We start from the raw sequence: 19,713 nt of genomic DNA, 5'->3' as shown, positions 1-19,713 counted from the left end.
ACTGTGCCGTATTACAGTCACGGTCTATTCGCCGCAGTTCTCCCGACTCGAGTGCCCATGAACGAACAGTTGCAACCCCTCAAGAAACAACCGCGAGCAGGCAAAGCCGGCCGCAGCGGAACCCAGGACGATATTGTCTACGCGCATATCTTCGAGGCCATACTCGAACAGCGTCTGGCGCCCGGCACCAAGTTGAGCGAAGAAGCGCTGGGGGAAATCTTCGGGGTCAGCCGCACCATCATTCGCCGCGCGCTGTCGCGTCTGGCCCATGAAGGCGTGGTGCTGTTGCGGCCAAACCGTGGCGCCGTGGTCGCCAGCCCGAGCGTTGAAGAAGCGCGTCAGGTGTTCATGGCCCGTCGTTTGGTGGAGCGCGCGATCACCGAACTGGCCGTGCAACACGCCACCGCCGAGCAGATCGCTGAACTGCGCCAGATGGTCAACGACGAGCGCGACAGCTTCTCCCGTGGCGATCGCGGTGCCGGTATCCGTCTGTCGGGCGAATTCCACCTGAAACTGGCCGAAGCGGCGAAAAACGCGCCACTGATCAGCTTCCAGCGCAGCCTGGTGTCGCAGACCTCGCTGATCATCGCCCAGTACGAAAGCGGCAACCGCTCGCATTGCTCGTATGACGAACACACCCAGTTGATCGACGCTATCGAAGCGCGCAACGGTGAACTGGCGGTGGATCTGATGATGCATCACATGGATCACATCGACAGCAAGCTCAACCTCGATGAGGAAAGTGCGTCGGATGATTTGCATGCGGTGTTCTCGCATTTGTTGCAGACCAAGAAGTCTGGGCGCCCAAGCGCCAAGCTTTGAGCTGACACCGAGTCGCCCCAATCGCTGGCAAGCCAGCTCCCACAGGGATTTGTGGGGTTCACCGAATCTGCGATACACCGGAAAACCTGTGGGAGCTGGCTTGCCAGCGATAGCAATCTGACAGGCAACAAAAATCCCCCAGGCTGAAAAGCGCTGGGGGATTTTTTATGCCTCGGGAAAACTCAGCGTTGATGCACCAAAGCCCCCGCCGCATACGTCTGCTGCACCGTGCGGTCATCGCCCAGCGTCATCAGCACAAACAACGTTTCGGCAATGTTGTTGGCCTGTTTCAGGCGATAGCTGAGCAGTGGCGTGGCGTTGTAATCCAGCACCAGGAAGTCGGCGTCTGAACCCGGCTGCAGGTTGCCGATCTTGTCTTCCAGACGCAGCGCCCGCGCACCGCCCAGCGTCGCCAGGTACAGCGATTTGAACGGACTCAACCGCGCACCCTGCAACTGCATGACTTTGTAGGCTTCGTTCAGGGTTTGCAGCAGCGAGAAACTGGTGCCGCCGCCGACGTCGGTGCCGAGGCCGACGTTGAGTTTGTGCTTCTCCGCCATCGGCAGGTTGAACAGGCCGCTGCCGAGGAAGAAGTTCGAGGTCGGGCAGAACGAGATCGCCGAGCCGGTTTCCGCCAGACGCGCGCACTCTTCATCGCACAGGTGCACGCCGTGGGCGAACACCGAGCGCTCGCCGAGCAGCTTGTAATGGTCGTAAACGTCCAGATAGCCCTTGCGCTCCGGGAACAATTCCTTGACCCACTCGATTTCCTTGAGGTTTTCGCTGATGTGGGTCTGCATGTACAGATCCGGGTATTCGGTCAGCAATTGGCCGGCGAGGGTCAGTTGCTCCGGGGTGCTGGTCGGCGCGAAGCGCGGGGTGACGGCGTAGTGCAGGCGGCCCTTGCCGTGCCAGCGTTCGATCAGCGCCTTGCTCTCGACGTAGCTCGATTCGGCGGTGTCAGTCAGATAGTCCGGCGCGTTGCGGTCCATCATCACCTTGCCGGCGATCATCCGCAGGTCGAGCTTCTCGGCGGCCTCGAAAAACGAGTTCACCGATTGCGGGTGCACGCTGCCGAACACCAGCGCGGTGGTGGTGCCGTTGCGCAGCAGTTCCTTGATGAAAATGTCCGCCACTTCATCAGCGTGGGCCTTGTCACCGAACTGGCTTTCGCACGGGAAGGTGTAGGTGTTGAGCCAGTCCAGCAGTTGCTCGCCGTAGGCGCCGACCATGCCGGTTTGCGGCAGGTGGATGTGGGTGTCGATGAAGCCCGGGGTGATCAGCGCATCCTGATAATGGGTGATCTCGATGTCCGCCGGCAGGGTCGGCAGCAGTTCGCTGGCGTGGCCGAGGGCGCTGATCTTGCCGCCATCGACCACCAGCAGGCCATCTTCGAAATATTCGTAAGAGGCTTCGATCCCGACTTCGGCGGGGTCAGCGATGCTGTGCAGGATGGCGGCGCGGTAGGCTTTGCGAGTCAGAGGCATGAGGGTTCTCTAATCAGTTTGAGGCTTTGAGTTTGGCGGCCTGACTGCGCCGCGAAACCGGCAGCAGTTTGGCAATCGGTTCGGCGCTGGCGGTGTGCTGGCCGAAATTGGCGTTATAGGTGGCGATGATTTCGCCGGCGATGGAGATGGCGATTTCCACAGGCAGTTTGCCTTTGACTTCGCCGATGCCCATCGGGCAGCGCATGCGTTGCACGACGCCGCTGTCGAAACCGCGATCACGCAGGCGATGTTCGAACTTGGCCCGTTTGGTCTTCGAACCGATCAGACCGAAGTAGGCGAAGTCGTTGCGCTTGAGGATCGCGGCAGTGAGTTCCAGGTCGAGCTGGTGGTTGTGGGTCATGACGATGCAATAACTGCCGGCGGGCAGGTCGTCGATTTCATCCACAGGCTCTTCGGCGACGATTTTACGCACGCCGTGGGGGATCTGTTCGGGGAATTCCTCGTCCCGCGAATCGATCCAGCGCACCCGGCACGGCAGACTGGCGAGTAGCGGCACCAGCGCGCGGCCGACATGCCCGGCGCCGAACACGGCGATCTGCGCCTGCACCTGGCCCATCGGTTCGAACAGCAACACCGTGGCGCCACCGCAGCACTGGCCGAGGCTGGCGCCGAGGCTGAAGCGCTCCAGATGGGTGTCCTGCTTGCCGCTGGCGAGCATGTCGCGGGCGATCTGCATGGCTTTGTATTCCAGATGCCCGCCACCGATGGTGTCGAAGGTCTGCCTGGCGCTGACGACCATTTTCGAACCGGCATTACGCGGGGTCGAGCCGAGTTCTTCGATGATCGTCACCAGAACACAGGGTTCGCCCTGGTTCTGCAGGTCGGCGAGGGCGTCGATCCAGTTGTACATGTTCACCTCGACATCTTCGTTGTCTGTTCGGGCCTCATCGCTGGCAAGCCAGCTCCCACAGGTTTTGTGGTGTACCGCAAATCCTGAAATCACCACAGATCACTGTGGGAGCTGGCTTGCCAGCGATAAGCCGCACCTCGGTCCTAGAGCGGAGCCAACTCGGTTTCAGCTTCGACCGCTTTCACAGTCTTGAGCTGGCGCATCTGCTCACACCCCCACAACACCCGCTCCGGGGTCGCCGGTGCATCGATCTTCGGCTGATGCTTGTAGTCGCCAAGGCTGGCCACCGCGTCCTTGATCGCACACCACGACGCAATCCCGAGCATGAACGGCGGCTCACCCACGGCCTTGGAATGGAACACCGTGTCTTCCGGGTTCTTGCGGTTTTCCACCAGCTTCACCCGCAGGTCCAGCGGCATGTCCGCCACCGCCGGGATCTTGTAGCTGGCCGGGCCGTTGGTCATCAGCTTGCCTTTGTTGTTCCAGACCAGCTCTTCCATGGTCAGCCAGCCCATGCCCTGAATGAAGCCGCCCTCGACCTGACCGATGTCGATGGCCGGGTTCAGCGAGGCGCCGACGTCGTGGAGGATGTCGGTACGCAGCATCTTGTACTCGCCGGTCAGGGTGTCGACGATCACTTCGCAGCACGCCGCGCCGAAGGCGAAGTAATAGAACGGCCGACCACGGGCCTGGCTGCGGTCGTAGTAGATTTTCGGGGTCTTGTAGAAGCCGGTACTCGACAGCGAGACCTGATTGAAATACGCCAGTTGGATCAGCGCTTCGAAGGTCATGATGTGGTCGCGCACGCGCACATGACCGTTGTGGAATTCCACGTCTTCTTCGCTGACCTTGTAGTGCCGCGCGGCAAACTCCACCAGACGCTGCTTGATGATCTCGGCAGCGTTCTGCGCGGCCTTGCCGTTGAGGTCAGCGCCGCTGGAGGCCGCCGTCGGCGAGGTGTTCGGCACCTTGTCGGTGTTGGTGGCGGTGATCTGCACGCGGTCCATTTCCACCTGGAACACTTCGGCCACCACTTGCGCGACTTTGGTGTTCAGACCCTGGCCCATTTCCGTGCCGCCGTGGTTGAGGTGGATGCTGCCGTCGGTGTAGACATGCACCAGCGCGCCGGCCTGATTGAGGAAGCTGGCGGTGAAGGAAATGCCGAATTTCACCGGGGTCAGCGCCAGGCCTTTTTTCAGGATCGGGCTGTTGGCGTTGTAGCGACGGATCGCTTCGCGGCGTTCGGCGTACTGGCTGCTTTCCTCAAGTTCCGCGGTCATTTCTTCGAGCATGTTGTGCTCGACGGTCTGGTAGTAGTGGGTGACGTTGCGTTCGGTCTTGCCGTAGTAGTTGGCCTTGCGCACAGCCAGCGGATCGAGGTTGAGGTGGCGGGCAATCGCATCCATCACTTCTTCGATGGCGACCATGCCTTGCGGGCCGCCGAAACCCCGGTAAGCGGTGTTCGACGCCGTGTTGGTCTTGCAGCGATGACCATTGATGGTCGCGTCGCCCAGGTAGTACGAGTTGTCCGAGTGGAACATCGCCCGGTCGACAATCGACGCCGACAGGTCCGGTGAGCAGCCGCAGTTGCCGGCCAGGTCCATGTTGATCCCGTGCAGACGCCCGGTGCTGTCGAAGCCGACGTCGTACTCGACGTAGAACGGGTGGCGCTTACCGGTCATCAGCATGTCTTCGACCCGCGGCAGACGCATCTTGGTCGGCTGGCCGGTGAGGTGCGCGACCACCGCGCACAGGCACGCCGGGCTGGCGGCCTGGGTTTCCTTGCCACCGAAACCACCGCCCATGCGGCGCATGTCGACGACGATCTTGTTCATCGACACGTCGAGCACTTCGGCCACCAGTTTCTGTACTTCGGTGGGGTTCTGCGTGGAGCAATAGACGATCATGCCGCCGTCTTCGGTGGGCATCACCGAGGAGATCTGGGTTTCCAGATAGAAGTGTTCCTGGCCGCCGATGTGCAGCGTGCCTTGAATGCGGTGTTCAGCCGTCGCCAGCGCCGAATCCGAATCGCCGCGCTGATGGGTGTGGCTGTCGAGCACGAAGTGGCGTTTGCGCAGGGCTTCGACCACGTCGAGCACCGGTTCCAGATCTTCGTATTCGATGATCGCGGCCATGGCGGCCTTGCGCGCGGTTTCCAGGTCTTTCGCAGCGACGGCGAGCACCGGTTGCCCGACAAATTGCACATCGTCGATGGCCAGCAGCGGGTCGCCCGGCATCAACGGGCCGATGTCTTTGAGGCCCGGCACGTCTTCGTGGGTGATCGCAATGCGCACGCCTTCGAAGGCGTAGCAGGGCTTGGTGTCGATGCTGATGATTTTCGCGTGGGCGCGATCCGACATCCGTGCATAAACGTGCAACTGGTTGGGAAATTCCAGGCGATCATCGATGTACTGCGCTTCACCGGACACGTGCTTGGGCGCGCTGTCGTGCTTGACGCTGCGGCCGACACCGGTGGTCAGGTCTCTGGCGAACAGTTCAGCCAGTTCAGCTTGAGTTTTCTCTACGCCGTGATGGTTAGACATAAGCGGTCACCCGAGTCTCGATGTGCGGTGTTTGCAGTTCGATGAAGTATTTGCGCAGCAGGTTCTGCGCGCTGAGCAGGCGATATTCCTTGCTGGCGCGGAAGTCCGAGAGCGGCGTGAAGTCTTCGGCCAGCGCAGCGCAGGCACGTTCGACCACGGCGCTGTTGAACGGCTGGCCGAGCAGCACGGCTTCACAGTGAGCGGCGCGTTTCGGGATCGCGGCCATGCCGCCGAACGCCATGCGCGCGTCGGTGATTACGCCGTTTTCCACACGCAAGTTGAATGCGGCGCAGACGGCGGAGATGTCGTCATCCAGGCGCTTGGAAACCTTGTAGGCGCGAAAGCGCTGCTCCGCGGTCGCGCGGGGGACGATGATCTTCTCGATGAACTCGCTTTCCTGACGGGCGGTGACCTTGTAGTCGATGAAATAGTCTTCCAGGTTCAGCGTGCGGCGGGTTTCACCCTTGCACAGCACCACCTGTGCGCCGAGGGCGATCAGCAGCGGTGGCGAATCACCGATCGGCGAGGCGTTGCCGATGTTGCCGCCGAGGGTGCCCTGGTTGCGGATCTGCAGCGAGGCGAAACGGTGCAGCAGTTCGCCGAAATCCGGGTATTCGGCATTCAACGCTTCGTAGCAGTCGGAGAGGGCGGTGGCGGCGCCGATTTCGATGCGGTCGTCGAAGGTTTCGATGCGCTTCATCTCGGCGACGTTGCCGACGTAAATCATCACCGGCAGGGTGCGGTGGAACTGGGTGACTTCCAGCGCCAGATCGGTGCCGCCGGCCAGCAGCCGCGCTTGTGGGTAAGCGTCATACAGATCCGCCAGATCGGCCACGGTCAGCGGCACCAGGCAGCGCTTGTCGCCGCTGTTGAGTTCGCCGATATCGGTCGGGGCGATGGCTTTGAGGCGGGCGATGGTCTCGGCTTCACGGGCGTCGAACTGATCCGGTTGCTTGCCACAGCACGATTGCTCGGCGGCGGCGAGGATCGGCCGGTAGCCGGTGCAGCGGCAGAGGTTGCCGGCCAGCGCTTCGTGGGCTTTGGCGTGATCCGGTGCATCGCTGTTCTTCTGCAGGGCGAACAGCGACATGACGAAACCGGGGGTGCAGAAACCGCACTGCGAGCCGTGGCACTCGACCATGGCTTTCTGCACGCTGTGCAGTTCGCCCTTGTGCTTGAGGTCTTCGACGCTGATCAGTTGTTTGCCGTGCAGCGACGACACAAAGGTCAGGCACGAATTGAGGCTGCGATAGCGAATGTGTTCGCGGCCGTCGTCATCCGTTTGCAACTCGCCGACCACCACGGTGCAGGCGCCACAGTCGCCGCTGGCGCAGCCTTCTTTGGTGCCGGACTTGCCCACGTGTTCGCGCAGGTAATTGAGCACGGTCAGATTCGGGTCCAGGGCGTGCTCGCTACGGAGTTCCTGGTTAAGTAAAAACTGGATCACGGAAGGCCTCGCAGACTCATTATTGTTGTTAACCGACTTGAGCCGAATTTAGCAGGTCTGACTTTTCGGTCAATGGTTTTCTGACTTAAAGGTCAGGAAAATCCGTTTTGTCGATTAACCTGTACTCCATTGAGTATTGACCCTGAGCGGATCCACTGCTTTTTTTGCTTGAATCGTGCCAAAAACCGCGCTGCGGGCACTCCGCCATGACCGTGCATTTGCGCTACACTGCGCCGCTTGTGCAGATCGAAGAGTTTGAAGGACAACCATGACGTTCAAGGCGCCGGACAGCCTCGCCGAGCAAATCGCTCACCACCTCGCCGAACGCATCATTCGCGGCGAAATGAAGCCGGGAGAGCGCATCCAGGAACAGAAGGTCACGCTGGCCCTCAATGTCAGCCGCGGATCGGTCCGCGAAGCCCTGCTGATCCTCGAACGCCGCCACCTGATCGCGATCCTGCCGCGACGGGGCGCCCATGTCACCGAACTCACCGCGCACAAGGTGCAGAGCCTGTGCACGCTGATGAGCGAGCTGTACATCCTGCTCGGCAACGCGGTCGCCAATGGCTGGCAGACCCAGGCCGACATGGCGCCGTTCGTGCAGATCCAGCAGCGTCTGGGTGCCAGCTACGAGCGTCAGGACATCCGCACCTTCGTCGACGACAGCTTCGCCGTGATGCGCGCCGCGTACCCGTTCGCCAACAACCCGTACCTGCAAGAGACCGTCGAGAACCTGCAGCCGGCCATGAGCCGTGCGTATTTCCTCGCCCTCGAACAGCGCAAGGCCGAAATGAGCGAGTTCCTCGAACTGTTCGAACGCCTGCTCGCCGCTGTGCTCGCCCGTGATTTGCCGCAGATCCGCATCGTGCTGACGGCTTACGCCCAGCGCAGCTGCGATCTGGTGGTCTCCGCCCTGACGGTTGCCTGAGCGTGCGGCTAAAGTGCATCAAACTGGCGGGGTTCAAGTCCTTCGTCGACCCGACCACGGTGAACTTCCCCAGTAACATGGCGGCGGTCGTCGGGCCGAACGGTTGCGGCAAGTCGAACATCATCGACGCCGTACGCTGGGTGATGGGCGAAAGTTCGGCGAAAAACCTGCGCGGCGAGTCGATGACCGACGTCATCTTCAACGGCTCGACCAGCCGCAAACCGGTGAGCCAGGCGAGCATCGAACTGGTGTTCGATAACTCCGACGGCACGCTGGTCGGCGAGTACGCGGCTTACGCCGAGATCTCCATTCGCCGCAAGGTCACCCGCGACAGCCAGAACAGCTATTTCCTCAACGGCGCCAAATGCCGCCGTCGCGATATCACCGACATCTTCCTCGGCACCGGCCTCGGCCCGCGCAGCTACTCGATCATCGAGCAGGGGATGATCTCCAAGCTGATCGAAGCCAAACCGGAAGACCTGCGCAACTTCATCGAAGAGGCGGCGGGCATCTCCAAATACAAGGAGCGCCGGCGCGAGACCGAAAACCGCATCCGCCGCACCCACGAAAACCTTGCGCGTCTGACCGACCTGCGTGAAGAACTCGAACGCCAGCTCGAGCGTCTGCACCGTCAGGCCGAGTCCGCCAGGAAGTATCAGGAATACAAGAGCGAAGAGCGCCAGCTCAAGGCGCAACTGTCGGCCCTGCGCTGGCAGGATCTGAACGATCAGGTCGGCCAGCGCGAGTCGATCATCGGCACCCAGGAGGTCAGTTTCGAAGCGCTGGTCGCCGAGCAGCGCAATGCCGATGCGGCCATCGAGCGCCTGCGCGACGGGCACCATGAGCTGTCAGAACGCTTCAATCTGGTGCAGGGGCGCTTCTATTCGGTCGGCGGCGACATCGCCCGGGTCGAGCAGAGCATCCAGCACGGTCAGCAGCGCCTGCGCCAGTTGCAGGACGATCTGAAAGAAGCCGAACGCGCGCGCCTGGAAACCGAATCGCACCTGGGTCACGACCGCACGCTGCTGCTGACCCTTGGCGAAGAGCTGGACATGCTCACCCCCGAGCAGGAAGTCACCAGCGCCGCCGCCGAAGAAGCCGCCGCTGCGCTGGAGGATTCCGAAAGCGTCATGCACGGCTGGCAGGAACAGTGGGACGCCTTCAACCTGACCGCCGCCGAACCCCGGCGCCAGGCCGAAGTGCAGCAGTCGCGCATCCAGCAGCTGGAAACCAGCATGGAGCGTCTGGCCGATCGGCAAAAGCGTCTCGCTGAAGAGCGCGATCTGCTTTCCGCCGACCCGGAAGACGCGGCGATCATGGCGCTCAACGAGCAACTCGCCGAATCCGAAGCGACCCTTGAAGATTTGCAGACCAGCGAAGAAGCGCAGGTCGAAAAACTTGAACAATTGCGTCAGGAACTGCAACAGGCACTGACCGCGCAGCAACAGGCGCAGGGCGATTTGCAGCGCCTCAACGGGCGACTGGCCTCGCTGGAAGCCTTGCAGCAAGCCGCGCTCGATCCGGGCACCGGCACCGCCGAATGGTTGAAGGAACACAACCTCACCGAACGTCCACGTCTGGCCGAAGGCCTGAAGGTCGAGGCCGGCTGGGAGCTGGCGGTGGAAACCGTGCTCGGCGCCGACCTGCAAGCGGTGCTGGTGGATGACTTCAGCGGTTTCGATCTGTCCGGGTTCACCCAAGGTGATCTGCGCCTGCTCAGCCCCGCCAGCGATGGTGTGCGCGTGGCGGGCAGTCTGCTGGATAAAGTCGAGGCGCAGATCGATCTGTCGCCATGGCTCGGCCAGGTCAGACCGGTCGACAGCCTTGAGCAAGCCTTGGCCTTGCGCGGTCAGTTGACTGCCGGGCAGAGCCTGATCAGCCGCGACGGTTACTGGGTCGGTCGACACTTTTTGCGGGTGCGTCGTGCCAGTGAAGCCGAGAGCGGTATGCTCGCCCGGGGCCAGGAAATCGAAACGCTGCACGCCGAGCGCGAAGAACGTGAAGCCACGGTCGAGGCCATGGAAACCCGTTTGCAAACCCTGCGGGCGCAACAGCGGCAGCAGGAAAACGGCCGCGAACATTTGCGCCGTTTGCTGCAGGACGAAGCCCGTTCCCAAGGTGAATTGAAGGCTCAACTGTCCGCCGGTAAAGCCAAGGCTGAACAACTGACGCTGCGCCGCACCCGACTCGATGAGGAGCTGGTCGAACTCGGCGAACAGCGCGAGCTGGAGCACGAACAGGTCGGCGAAGCGCGCATGCAATTGCAGGAAGCGCTTGATGCCATGGCGCTGGACACCGAGCAGCGCGAATTGCTGCTGGCCCAGCGCGACAGCCTGCGCGAACGCCTCGATCGCGTGCGCCAGGAAGCCCGCCAGCACAAGGATCACGCTCACCAATTGGCGGTGCGTCTTGGTTCGCTGCGCGCGCAACATGACTCCACGCGTCAGGCGCTGGAACGTCTGGAGATGCAGGCCGAGCGCCTGACGGAAAAGCGCGAACAGTTGAGTCTGAATCTGGAGGAGGGCGAGGCACCGCTGGAAGAGCTGCGCCTGAAACTCGAAGAGCTGCTCGACAAACGCATGACCGTCGACGAAGAGCTGAAGACGGCGCAGATCGCGCTGGAAGACGCCGACCGCGAACTGCGCGAGGCGGAAAAACGCCGGACCCAGGCCGAGCAGCAATCGCAACTGATCCGTGGCCAGCTCGAACAGCAACGCATGGAGTGGCAAGCGCTGACCGTGCGGCGCAAGGCGTTGCAGGATCAATTGCTCGAAGACGGCTACGATCTCAATGGCGTGCTCGCGACATTGACCCCGGAGGCCAGTGAACGCGCCGCCGAAGAAGAACTCGAACGAATCAATGCGCGGATTCAGCGCCTGGGCGCGATCAACCTCGCGGCCATCGATGAATACACGCAACAATCCGAGCGTAAACGTTATCTGGACGCGCAGGACGCCGATCTGGTGGAAGCACTGGAGACCCTGGAAAACGTCATTCGCAAGATCGACAAGGAAACCCGTAACCGTTTCAAAGATACCTTTGATCAGATCAATGGCGGTTTACAGGCACTTTTCCCGAAAGTTTTCGGTGGTGGCAGCGCGTATTTGGAACTGACGGGCGAAGATCTACTCGATACAGGGGTGACGATCATGGCGCGGCCGCCAGGAAAGAAGAACAGCACCATCCATTTGCTCTCCGGCGGGGAAAAGGCCCTGACTGCGCTGGCACTGGTTTTTGCCATCTTCAAACTGAATCCGGCGCCGTTCTGCATGCTCGATGAAGTTGACGCGCCACTGGATGACGCTAACGTTGGACGCTACGCACGATTGGTTAAAGAGATGTCGCAGACCGTGCAGTTCATCTATATCACCCACAACAAGATCGCCATGGAAATGGCCGATCAACTGATGGGGGTGACGATGCACGAGCCGGGTTGTTCGCGACTGGTTGCAGTGGATGTCGAGGAGGCGATGGCGATGGTGGACGCCTGAGTCAGCGTGGTGTCGGAAGGGTATGAGTAGTCTGTAGGACTTTTTTACCGACTTCGACTTGCTGGCCAATCGACATATTCGCGCAAGCCAACGTGACAGACGGTGTAAAGTTGTCTTTGGTCGTGCTAGTTTAATGTCAATTTTTCGTATACGTGGGCAAAACGCCTGTCAGAACATAGAGTTGGCGCCACGTTTTAAAGCGGTTTGCACAATGTAAACCCCTTATTTTTCAGCATTTTTTATAGAGGCACGGGATTACATGGAAATCGGTCTGCGCGAGTGGCTGATCGTCATCGGCATCATTGTGATAGCCGGTATTCTTTTCGATGGCTGGCGCCGTATGCGCGGCGGCAAGGGAAAACTGAAATTCCGTCTTGACCGAAGTCTGTCCAACCTGCCGGACGAGGACACCAGCGCTGAGCTGTTGGGCCCGGCCCGCGTGCTGGATACGCATAAAGAGCCGCAACTGGACGAACACGATCTGCCGTCGGTGAGCATGCCGGCCCGCGAAGCACGCGAGCCTCGCGAATCCGGTTCGAAACGTAGCAAGCGCGGCAGCAACGGCCCGGCCCAGGGCGACCTGAACCTCGACCTGGACCTGGACGGCGGCCCGAGCTTCAGCAGCCGTGATGATGACTTCGTCGAAGACAGCAAGCCTGCGCCGACCGTGGCCGACAAGGATCAGCCGCAAGCTGAGGAAGTGCTGGTGATCAGCGTGATCTGCCGCGACGCCGCCGGCTTCAAAGGCCCGGCCCTGCTGCAGAACATTCTGGAAAGCGGTCTGCGTTTCGGCGAGATGGATATTTTCCACCGCCACGAAAGCATGGCCGGCAACGGTGAAGTGCTGTTCTCCATGGCCAACGCGGTCAAGCCGGGTATTTTCGATCTGGACGACATCGACCATTTCAGCACCCCGGCGGTGAGCTTCTTCCTCGGCCTGCCTGGCCCGCGTCATCCGAAGCAAGCCTTCGACGTGATGGTGGCGGCAGCGCGCAAGCTGTCCCAGGAACTGAACGGCGAGCTGAAAGACGACCAGCGCAGCGTGCTGACCGCGCAGACCATCGAGCACTACCGTCAGCGCATCGTCGAATTCGAACGCCGCGCCCTGACCCAGAAGCGCTAAGGCCGAGATCAAAAGATCGCAGCCTTCGGCAGCTCCTACAGGGAAACGCGATCCCTGTAGGAGCTGTCGAGTGCAACGAGGCTGCGATCTTTAATTGATGAAAACTGGAGCAGCCTCGGCTGCTCTTTTGCTTTATGAGAGAACACCCATGACCGCCGCCAAAAACCGCATTCTAGAGCTGCGCGCTGAACTCGATCAGCACAACTACCGCTACCATGTCCTCGATGAGCCGAGCATTCCGGACGCCGAGTACGACCGGTTGTTCCACGAGCTCAAGGCGCTGGAAGCGGCCAATCCGGAACTGATCACCAGCGACTCGCCGACCCAGCGCGTGGGCAGCGTGGCGCTGACCGCGTTCACCCAGGTGCGTCACGAAGTGCCGATGCTCAGCCTCGGCAACGCCTTCGAAGAAGCCGACATGCGCGAATTCGACCGCCGGGTGACCGAGGGTCTGGATCTGCCGGTCGGCGATCTGTTCGGCGGTGGCGCGGCGGTGGAATACAGCTGCGAGCCGAAGCTCGATGGCCTGGCAGTCAGCCTGCTGTATCAGGACGGCGTGCTGGTGCGCGGCGCTACTCGCGGCGACGGCACCACCGGTGAAGACATCAGCGTCAACGTGCGCACCGTGCGCAACATTCCGTTGAAGCTGCATGGCACAGGCTGGCCGGCGACTCTGGAAGTGCGTGGGGAAGTGTTCATGTCCAAGGCCGGTTTCGAGCGCCTCAACGCCTCGCAACTGGAAGTCGGCGGCAAGACCTTCGCCAACCCGCGCAACGCCGCTGCCGGCAGCCTGCGTCAGCTGGATTCGAAGATCACCGCCAATCGCCCGCTGGAATTCTGCTGCTACGGCATCGGCCAGGTTTCCCACGATATTTCCGACACCCACATCGGCAACCTGAAGCAGTTGCAGAAGTGGGGCATGCCGATCAGTCATGAACTGAAACTGGCCAAAGGCATCGGCGAATGTCTGGACTACTACCGCGACATCGGTGAGCGACGTAACGCGCTGGCCTACGAAATCGACGGTGTGGTGTTCAAGGTCAACAGCATCGCCGATCAGCGTGAGCTGGGCTTCCGCGCCCGCGAACCGCGCTGGGCGATCGCGCACAAATTCCCGGCGATGGAAGAACTCACCGAGTTGCTCGACGTGGAATTCCAGGTCGGTCGCACTGGCGCCGTCACCCCGGTGGCGCGGCTGAAACCGGTCAAGGTCGCTGGCGTCACCGTGGCCAACGCCACCCTGCACAACATGGATGAAGTGGCGCGTCTGGGCCTGATGATCGGCGACACGGTGATCATCCGTCGCGCCGGTGACGTGATCCCGCAAGTGGTCCAAGTGGTCATGGATCGTCGTCCCGAGAACGCGCGCGCGGTGCAGATTCCCGAGAGCTGCCCGGTCTGCGGCTCGCACGTCGAGCGCACGCAACTGGTCAAGCGCAGCAAAGGCAAGGAAACCATCAGCGAAGGTGCGGTGTACCGCTGCGTCGGTCGTCTGGCCTGTGGCGCGCAACTGAAGCAGGCGATCATTCACTTCGTGTCGCGCCGGGCGATGGACATCGAGGGGCTTGGCGACAAGAGCGTCGAGCAACTGGTCGACGAAGGCCTGGTTAGTTCGCCGGCCGATTTGTACGCGCTGAAGTTCGACGACATTGTTGATCTGGAGGGCTTTGCCGAGGTCTCCAGCAACAAGCTGCTGGCGGCTATCGAAGACAGCAAGAAACCGGGGCTGGCACGGTTTATTTATGCGCTGGGCATTCCCGATGTCGGTGAGGAAACGGCCAAAGTTCTGGCGCGCTCGCTGGGTTCGCTGGAGCGCGTGCAGCAGGCGTTGCCGCAAGTGCTGACCTACCTGCCGGACATCGGCTTGGAAGTGGCGCACGAGATTCACAGCTTCTTCGAAGATGCGCATAACCAGCAGGTGATTACCGAGTTGCTGGGGCATGGTCTGCAGATTCAGGATCAGGGCGAGCTGGGCGCCGAGTTCGCCGCCAGCACCACGCTCGGCGGTCTGCTCGACAAGCTGCACATTCCTTTTGTCGGCCCGGGCGGCGCGCAGAAACTGGCGGACAAATTCGGTTCGCTGGACGCGGTAATGAATGCCGACTGGCTGGACATGCGTCAGGCGCTGCCGGAGAAACAGGCCAATTCGGTGCGCGAGTTTTTTGCTGTGCCCGAGCATCGGCAGATCGCCGAGGCCGCCGAGAAACAGCTGCGTGATTTCGGCATGCACTGGCTGAGCGAGAAGAAAGTCGTCGAAGGCCTTCCGCTGTCCGGCGAAACCTGGGTGCTGACGGGCAAGGTCGAGTTGATGAGCCGCGATGTGGCCAAGGAACACCTGGAAAGCCTCGGCGCCAAGGTTGCCGGCTCGGTCTCGGCGAAAACTCATTGCGTGGTCGCCGGGCCGGGCGCTGGCTCGAAACTGACCAAGGCCAATGAGCTGGGGGTGAAGGTGATGGATGAAGAGGCGTTTATCGCGTTCCTGAAGGGACACGGTTTATCCGTTTAAGAGCAAAAGATCGCAGCCTTCGGCAGCTCCTACAGGGCTGGTGTCTCGGGATCTCCTGTAGGAGCTGCCGCAGGCTGCGATCTTTTGATTTCTCCCCACGCAAGGCATGGGAACGATGTTGGCTCGGCAATGATCTAGTCTTGGCAAGCCCCAGGGAGAGATCGCCATGTACCGCTTTTTCGAGCAGCTCAGTTCTCGTATCGTCGCGCCGTTCATGGGCGAATCTTCACGCAACAGCAAAATCTGGCCGTGCCGCTGCGGCCAGTCGCTGTTCTTTCGCAACAGTCAGTGTCTGGCCTGCAATGCCATGCTGGGTTATCAGCCCGAAGAAAGTCGCTTGACCTCGTTGCAGCCGGGGTCGGAAGAGGGCACCTGGACACTCGATGCCGACCCTGACGCCGGACTGTTCCGCCGCTGCGCCAACCTCGATACGCCCGCCGCGTGCAACTGGCTGCTGCCGGATAACGGCCGCGACAGCCTGTGCATCGCCTGCAGCCTCAACCGCACCATCCCCGACCTCTCGGTGGCGGAAAACCCCGAACGCTGGCGCAAGGTCGAGATCGCCAAGCGCCGACTGGTGGCGCAACTGATTACCCTCGGCCTGCCGGTCATCCCGAAAACCGTGGATGAGGCCACCGGTCTGGCCTTCGACTTCATCGGCGTCGACCTCGAAGGCAACGCGCCGATGACCGGCCACGCCAATGGCCTGATCACCCTCGACATCAAAGAAGCCGACGATGCCCATCGTGAGCAGGTGCGGGCGGCGATGCATGAACCTTATCGCACGCTGCTCGGGCATTTCCGGCATGAGGTCGGGCATTACTATTGGGATCGTCTGATTGCCAACGGCCCGTGGCTGGAGTCGTTCCGCAACCTGTTCGGCGACGAGCGCGCCAGTTACGCCGAAGCGCTCGACCGTCACTACCAGCAAGGCGCACCGCTGGATTGGCCGCAACACTTCGTCAGCGCCTACGCGACCATGCACCCGTGGGAAGACTGGGCGGAAACCTGGGCGCATTACCTGCACATGATGGACGCGGTGGACACCGCGCTGGGTTTTGGCATGAGCGCGCGGGAGATGGACCTCGATTACCAGCCGTTTCCGTCGAGCACGTTGTACGACCCGGAGCACCCGGGCGGCGCGGCGTTCCTGTCGTTCGTCAACGCGTGGATCGAACTGGCCGGCATGCTCAACGAACTGTCACGCAGCATGGGTCAGCCGGATTTCTACCCGTTCGTGTTGCCGGCGGCGGCGATTGCCAAGCTGCACTTCATCCATCTGGTGATCCAGCAGGCGGGCGGCAAGGCGGACGAGGTGCTGACCCTGTAGGAGCTGCCGCAGGCTGCGATCTTTTCGGGCACTGCGCATGTCCTTGAACCCGTTCATATTTTTTATCTGCAACCAACGGTTGTAACTTCATCTCAGACAGGTACAATGGCGCGGCTCGCCGACAGGTGAGTGTCGTTATGGTGACCCCATCGGTCCCCCCGCAACGATTACCCGTGAACCTGGTCAGAGCCGGAAGGCAGCAGCCACAGCGGGAACATTGTGTGCCGGGGTGTGGCTGGTGGGGTTACCACCTTAACGAACAGCGATCGCTTCAACAGAACTGCATGGGTTTCGCCCACTGCGGTTTTTTTATGCCTGTGATTTAGGCTTTCACGCCGGCTCCCTGTGGGAGCGAGCCTGCTCGCGAAGGCTGCCCCCCCCGATGCCTGTTCAGCCACCAAGGTTGAACAGTGGCATACTCCACCGTCTTGCTGCGCGCGTCGTTGACAAGTTCGCGTCCTGGCTACGAGGTTGTATGCACCCGGAACATCACGATTTATCCACCGCCGTGTACTTGCCCGTCACGGACGAGACCTGCGCGAGCCTGTTGCAACCCGATGGCGCAAAAAACCTCGGCGAACTCACGGATGCGCAACTGGCCGCCGTGCTGGTCATCCAGAATCTGGCCCAGGCCGCCGAAAGGGATCTCACCGCCGCAGCGGCGGAGAAGGTGCTGGCTCGCTTGATCGCCTGGGCGGTCGATGGCGGGGCAGGCCTGCTGTCCGAGGCGCAACGATTGTTCGATCCGCGCCAGCTGTATTTCGGGCTGAACGTCATCAGAGGGCTGAACCTGCGGTTGCTGTTGGCCGAAGAGGTGGCGGCGCAGGATTACCTGCTGGCCGATGGCAAATGGGATGACGAGTTCAAGACCCGCCACCACGCGATCAATAATCCGTTCAGCCAGCAGATGATCAGCCCCGCGCACCGCGAGCGCTGGCTCAGCGCCGCGCAAGACAAACTGGTCAGAACCTTTCGCGCCAACCTCGATGAAGACCTGCACGTGCAAGGCTATGCCGGGATCGGCAAGAGTCATCTGGTCGGTGCTCTGACTGAGTGCCTGCGACCGCAGCAAACCCTGTTGCTGGCGCGCACGCCGGAAAAACTCGCGACCCTGTGCCAGCGCATGGGCTTTGCCAGTGAGCGCAAGCCCGGCATCACCTTCGAGGCGTTCGCGCGCGGGCTGATTTACGGGCGCAGGCCGCAGCCCGCAGGCGCAACCAGAGTCGCGAGCAAAAAGAACCTGGCGCAGGAACTGAACATCCTCGGCTTTCGCGAGCATGACGCGCAGAGAACCCTCAACATCTGTCTGGAAATCCTCGAGCGCTATTGCCACTCCCGGGACTACAGCCTGTCGGCGCATCATCTGCCGCATTTCAAACTGTCGCTGTCCAGCCTCGAGTCCAGGGTGCTGCTGGAGTATTCGAGCCGCGTCTGGACCTACCTTGAGGCCAACCCGGCGTGGGGCCGGCAGAGCGGCTTCGAAGCCTTGTTGCTGATCAAGCGGGCAAGCCTCGCGGGCTGTATGGTGCCGCCGCGGTATACCCACGTGCTGATCGACGAGAGTCAGGACATTCCCGCCTCGCTGTTGCAGATCATCGAGCGCGGCCGGCAGGTGTTGATCACCCTGGGCGATGAGTACCAGCACGCCGAGCGCGATCTGGTGAAAAGAAAGCGTGAAGTACGCCAGAGCGATATCACTTATTCCGTGCGCTCCGGGCGCAACGTCGAACGTCTGGTCAATCCGTTGATTTCCCGGCACTCGGAAAAAGGCAAGGTGCCCTTCGAGGGCGCGCGTGAGGCGGACGTCGGCATCGAGTTCTATCCACTGGGCTTCGTGCCACCTGAAGGCTGCGTGGTGCTGACAGCCTCACCGTGGGACACGATGAAGTGGGCCATGCAACTGCACGATGCCAACTGCCTGTTCAGCTTTGCCGACATGAAAGCGCAGCGCGATCTTGAGCATTTCATGATCAGCGCCATCGAGTTGTTCAAGGCCGATTACTACAGTGCCGAGCACAGCGAGAAAGGCCCGCATCGCTACTTCAGCGACCTGCCGAAGTGGCAGCAGGTACGCGATGCCAACCAGTTCGACGAGGCGTTTCTGTGGGTCGAGGCCGAGCTGGAAAAAGGCTTCAAGGTGGCTGATCTGACCCGGCTCAACCGGATGATCGGTGGCCCCGGCAAAAGCTGTCTGCTGATGCAGGCGCAGGAGGCGGGCGGCATGGAGTTTGATCGGGTTTTGCTGACGCCCGAGTTGCTGACCAACGTGCAGTTCAGGGACGCTTATGCGTTCGACAAGCGGATCTGCGCCGTGTACATCGCCATTTCCCGCGCCCGGCAGCAGCTTTATCTGCCGTACGATGTGGTCGAGTGGATCGAATTCCACGACTACCAGAAATTCCGCGAGTCGCACGGTTACTGAATAATTCTCTGTCGGAAATGCCTCCCTGTGGGAGCGGGCTTGCTCGCGAAGACGGTGTGCCAGTTAACGAATCAGGTGACTGACACACCGCCTTCGCGAGCAAGCCCGCTCCCACAATGGGTTATGGGGTGGTTTCCGAGGACCCGGTATACAACCGGATAATCTCATCAATCTCCCCCGACATTTTCATCCGCAGCAACGTGCGCAGAATTCGCTGCACCGGCACCTGCGGGTCATTCCTCACATAACAGCCGACATGCTGCTCCTGCAGCACCGCTACCCCTTGCAGTTGCTGTTCGGGCAGCAGGCGCTGGTTGAACCAGTCCAGGGTCCATTGATTGCTCACCGCATAGCGGTAGCGGCCGGCCAAGAGTTTTTCCAGCACTTGCTCCTGATTGCGCGCGTCTTCGCGTTGCAGGCGATCGGCGTCGAACATGGGTTGCAGAGTCGGGTAGGTGTAGCCGAGCACGGTGCCGATCGATTGACGGGGGAGGCGGGCGGGATCGACAAGGGGCGGTTGATCATGGCCGCTGATCAGCAAATCGCGCTGGAACAGCAGCGGAATGCTCCAGATGTAGTCTCCGGACTGATTCGGCAGCCACGATTGTGCGGCATAGCAGCGCACGTCGACTTCACCGCGCTCCATGGCACTTTGCACGCGGGTGCGCGGCAGCACGTGAAATTCGGCCGGCACGCCGACCTGCGTCGCCAGGCTGAGCATGATGTCGTGGAGAATGCCCTGG

The 19,713-nt window shown here is 61.3% G+C and carries 12 protein-coding genes and 1 other RNA gene; 8 read left to right on the top strand and 5 right to left on the bottom strand.

The features are described 5' to 3' along the window. Positions 1–57: 57 nt before the first annotated feature. Complete coding sequence (locus DBR18_RS03855; protein ID WP_103368378.1) at positions 58–822, top strand: GntR family transcriptional regulator; 765 nt, start codon at positions 58–60, stop codon at positions 820–822. A 182-nt stretch (positions 823–1,004) separates the two neighbouring features. Here DBR18_RS03855 and guaD read toward each other — a convergent pair whose 3' ends face one another. The 4 genes from guaD to xdhA form a co-directional block, all read right to left on the bottom strand. Then, the gene (guaD, locus tag DBR18_RS03850) at positions 1,005–2,309 is read right to left on the bottom strand and encodes a guanine deaminase (protein WP_108589319.1); all 1,305 of its coding nucleotides are present in this window, start codon (positions 2,307–2,309) and stop codon (positions 1,005–1,007) included. A 13-nt stretch (positions 2,310–2,322) separates the two neighbouring features. Then, positions 2,323–3,180 carry a xanthine dehydrogenase accessory protein XdhC gene (xdhC, locus tag DBR18_RS03845; RefSeq protein WP_108589318.1) on the bottom strand — a complete coding sequence of 286 codons (858 nt, stop codon included), beginning with the start codon at positions 3,178–3,180 and terminating at the stop codon, positions 2,323–2,325. Between the two features lie 143 nt (positions 3,181–3,323). Further along, positions 3,324–5,723 carry a xanthine dehydrogenase molybdopterin binding subunit gene (xdhB, locus tag DBR18_RS03840; protein WP_108589317.1) on the bottom strand — a complete coding sequence of 800 codons (2,400 nt, stop codon included), beginning with the start codon at positions 5,721–5,723 and terminating at the stop codon, positions 3,324–3,326. Continuing rightward, positions 5,716–7,170 carry a xanthine dehydrogenase small subunit gene (xdhA, locus tag DBR18_RS03835; protein ID WP_108589316.1) on the bottom strand — a complete coding sequence of 485 codons (1,455 nt, stop codon included), beginning with the start codon at positions 7,168–7,170 and terminating at the stop codon, positions 5,716–5,718. The genes xdhB and xdhA overlap by 8 nt, the downstream gene beginning before the upstream one ends. A gap of 268 nt (positions 7,171–7,438) precedes the next feature. Between xdhA and DBR18_RS03830 the strand changes: the two genes are divergently transcribed. From DBR18_RS03830 to DBR18_RS03800, 7 genes are all read left to right on the top strand, one after another. Beyond that, on the top strand, positions 7,439–8,098 hold the full coding sequence (locus tag DBR18_RS03830; RefSeq protein ID WP_045122360.1) for a GntR family transcriptional regulator: 660 nt from the start codon (positions 7,439–7,441) through the stop codon (positions 8,096–8,098). Between the two features lie 2 nt (positions 8,099–8,100). After that, positions 8,101–11,589, top strand: a complete 3,489-nt coding sequence (smc, locus tag DBR18_RS03825) for a chromosome segregation protein SMC (RefSeq protein ID WP_108589315.1) — start codon at positions 8,101–8,103, stop codon at positions 11,587–11,589. A gap of 259 nt (positions 11,590–11,848) precedes the next feature. Next, a complete protein-coding gene (zipA, locus tag DBR18_RS03820) occupies positions 11,849–12,712 on the top strand; it encodes a cell division protein ZipA (RefSeq protein ID WP_108589314.1) in 864 nt (287 codons plus the stop codon). A gap of 148 nt (positions 12,713–12,860) precedes the next feature. Then, positions 12,861–15,218 carry an NAD-dependent DNA ligase LigA gene (gene ligA / locus DBR18_RS03815; protein ID WP_108589313.1) on the top strand — a complete coding sequence of 786 codons (2,358 nt, stop codon included), beginning with the start codon at positions 12,861–12,863 and terminating at the stop codon, positions 15,216–15,218. Positions 15,219–15,384: 166 nt separating this feature from the next. Continuing rightward, positions 15,385–16,548 carry a putative zinc-binding metallopeptidase gene (locus tag DBR18_RS03810; RefSeq protein ID WP_108589312.1) on the top strand — a complete coding sequence of 388 codons (1,164 nt, stop codon included), beginning with the start codon at positions 15,385–15,387 and terminating at the stop codon, positions 16,546–16,548. 147 nt (positions 16,549–16,695) lie between these two features. After that, an RNA gene (gene ffs, locus DBR18_RS03805) (signal recognition particle sRNA small type) lies at positions 16,696–16,792 on the top strand. 231 nt (positions 16,793–17,023) lie between these two features. Further along, positions 17,024–18,970 (top strand): hypothetical protein, encoded by a 1,947-nt coding sequence (locus DBR18_RS03800; protein ID WP_108589311.1) that lies wholly within the window; start codon positions 17,024–17,026, stop codon positions 18,968–18,970. Positions 18,971–19,091: 121 nt separating this feature from the next. Here DBR18_RS03800 and DBR18_RS03790 read toward each other — a convergent pair. Beyond that, on the bottom strand, positions 19,092–19,713 hold a 622-nt coding region (locus DBR18_RS03790; protein WP_108589310.1), incomplete at its 5' end, for an ABC transporter substrate-binding protein.

It is taken from the genome of Pseudomonas sp. HMWF021 (assembly GCF_003061005.1).
In the GTDB taxonomy this organism is placed as follows: Bacteria; Pseudomonadota; Gammaproteobacteria; order Pseudomonadales; family Pseudomonadaceae; genus Aquipseudomonas.
This window is presented reverse-complemented; position numbering and strand designations above follow the sequence as displayed.

Bases quoted from the DNA above. Each gene is read 5' to 3' on its own strand.
- DBR18_RS03855 (WP_103368378.1), top strand. From the start codon at position 58: ATGAACGAACAGTTGCAACCCCTCAAGAAACAACCGCGAGCAGGCAAA.
- guaD (WP_108589319.1), bottom strand. From the start codon at position 2,309: ATGCCTCTGACTCGCAAAGCCTACCGCGCCGCCATCCTGCACAGCATC.
- xdhC (WP_108589318.1), bottom strand. From the start codon at position 3,180: ATGTACAACTGGATCGACGCCCTCGCCGACCTGCAGAACCAGGGCGAA.
- xdhB (WP_108589317.1), bottom strand. From the start codon at position 5,723: ATGTCTAACCATCACGGCGTAGAGAAAACTCAAGCTGAACTGGCTGAA.
- DBR18_RS03830 (WP_045122360.1), top strand. From the start codon at position 7,439: ATGACGTTCAAGGCGCCGGACAGCCTCGCCGAGCAAATCGCTCACCAC.
- zipA (WP_108589314.1), top strand. From the start codon at position 11,849: ATGGAAATCGGTCTGCGCGAGTGGCTGATCGTCATCGGCATCATTGTG.
- ligA (WP_108589313.1), top strand. From the start codon at position 12,861: ATGACCGCCGCCAAAAACCGCATTCTAGAGCTGCGCGCTGAACTCGAT.
- DBR18_RS03810 (WP_108589312.1), top strand. From the start codon at position 15,385: ATGTACCGCTTTTTCGAGCAGCTCAGTTCTCGTATCGTCGCGCCGTTC.
- DBR18_RS03800 (WP_108589311.1), top strand. From the start codon at position 17,024: ATGCACCCGGAACATCACGATTTATCCACCGCCGTGTACTTGCCCGTC.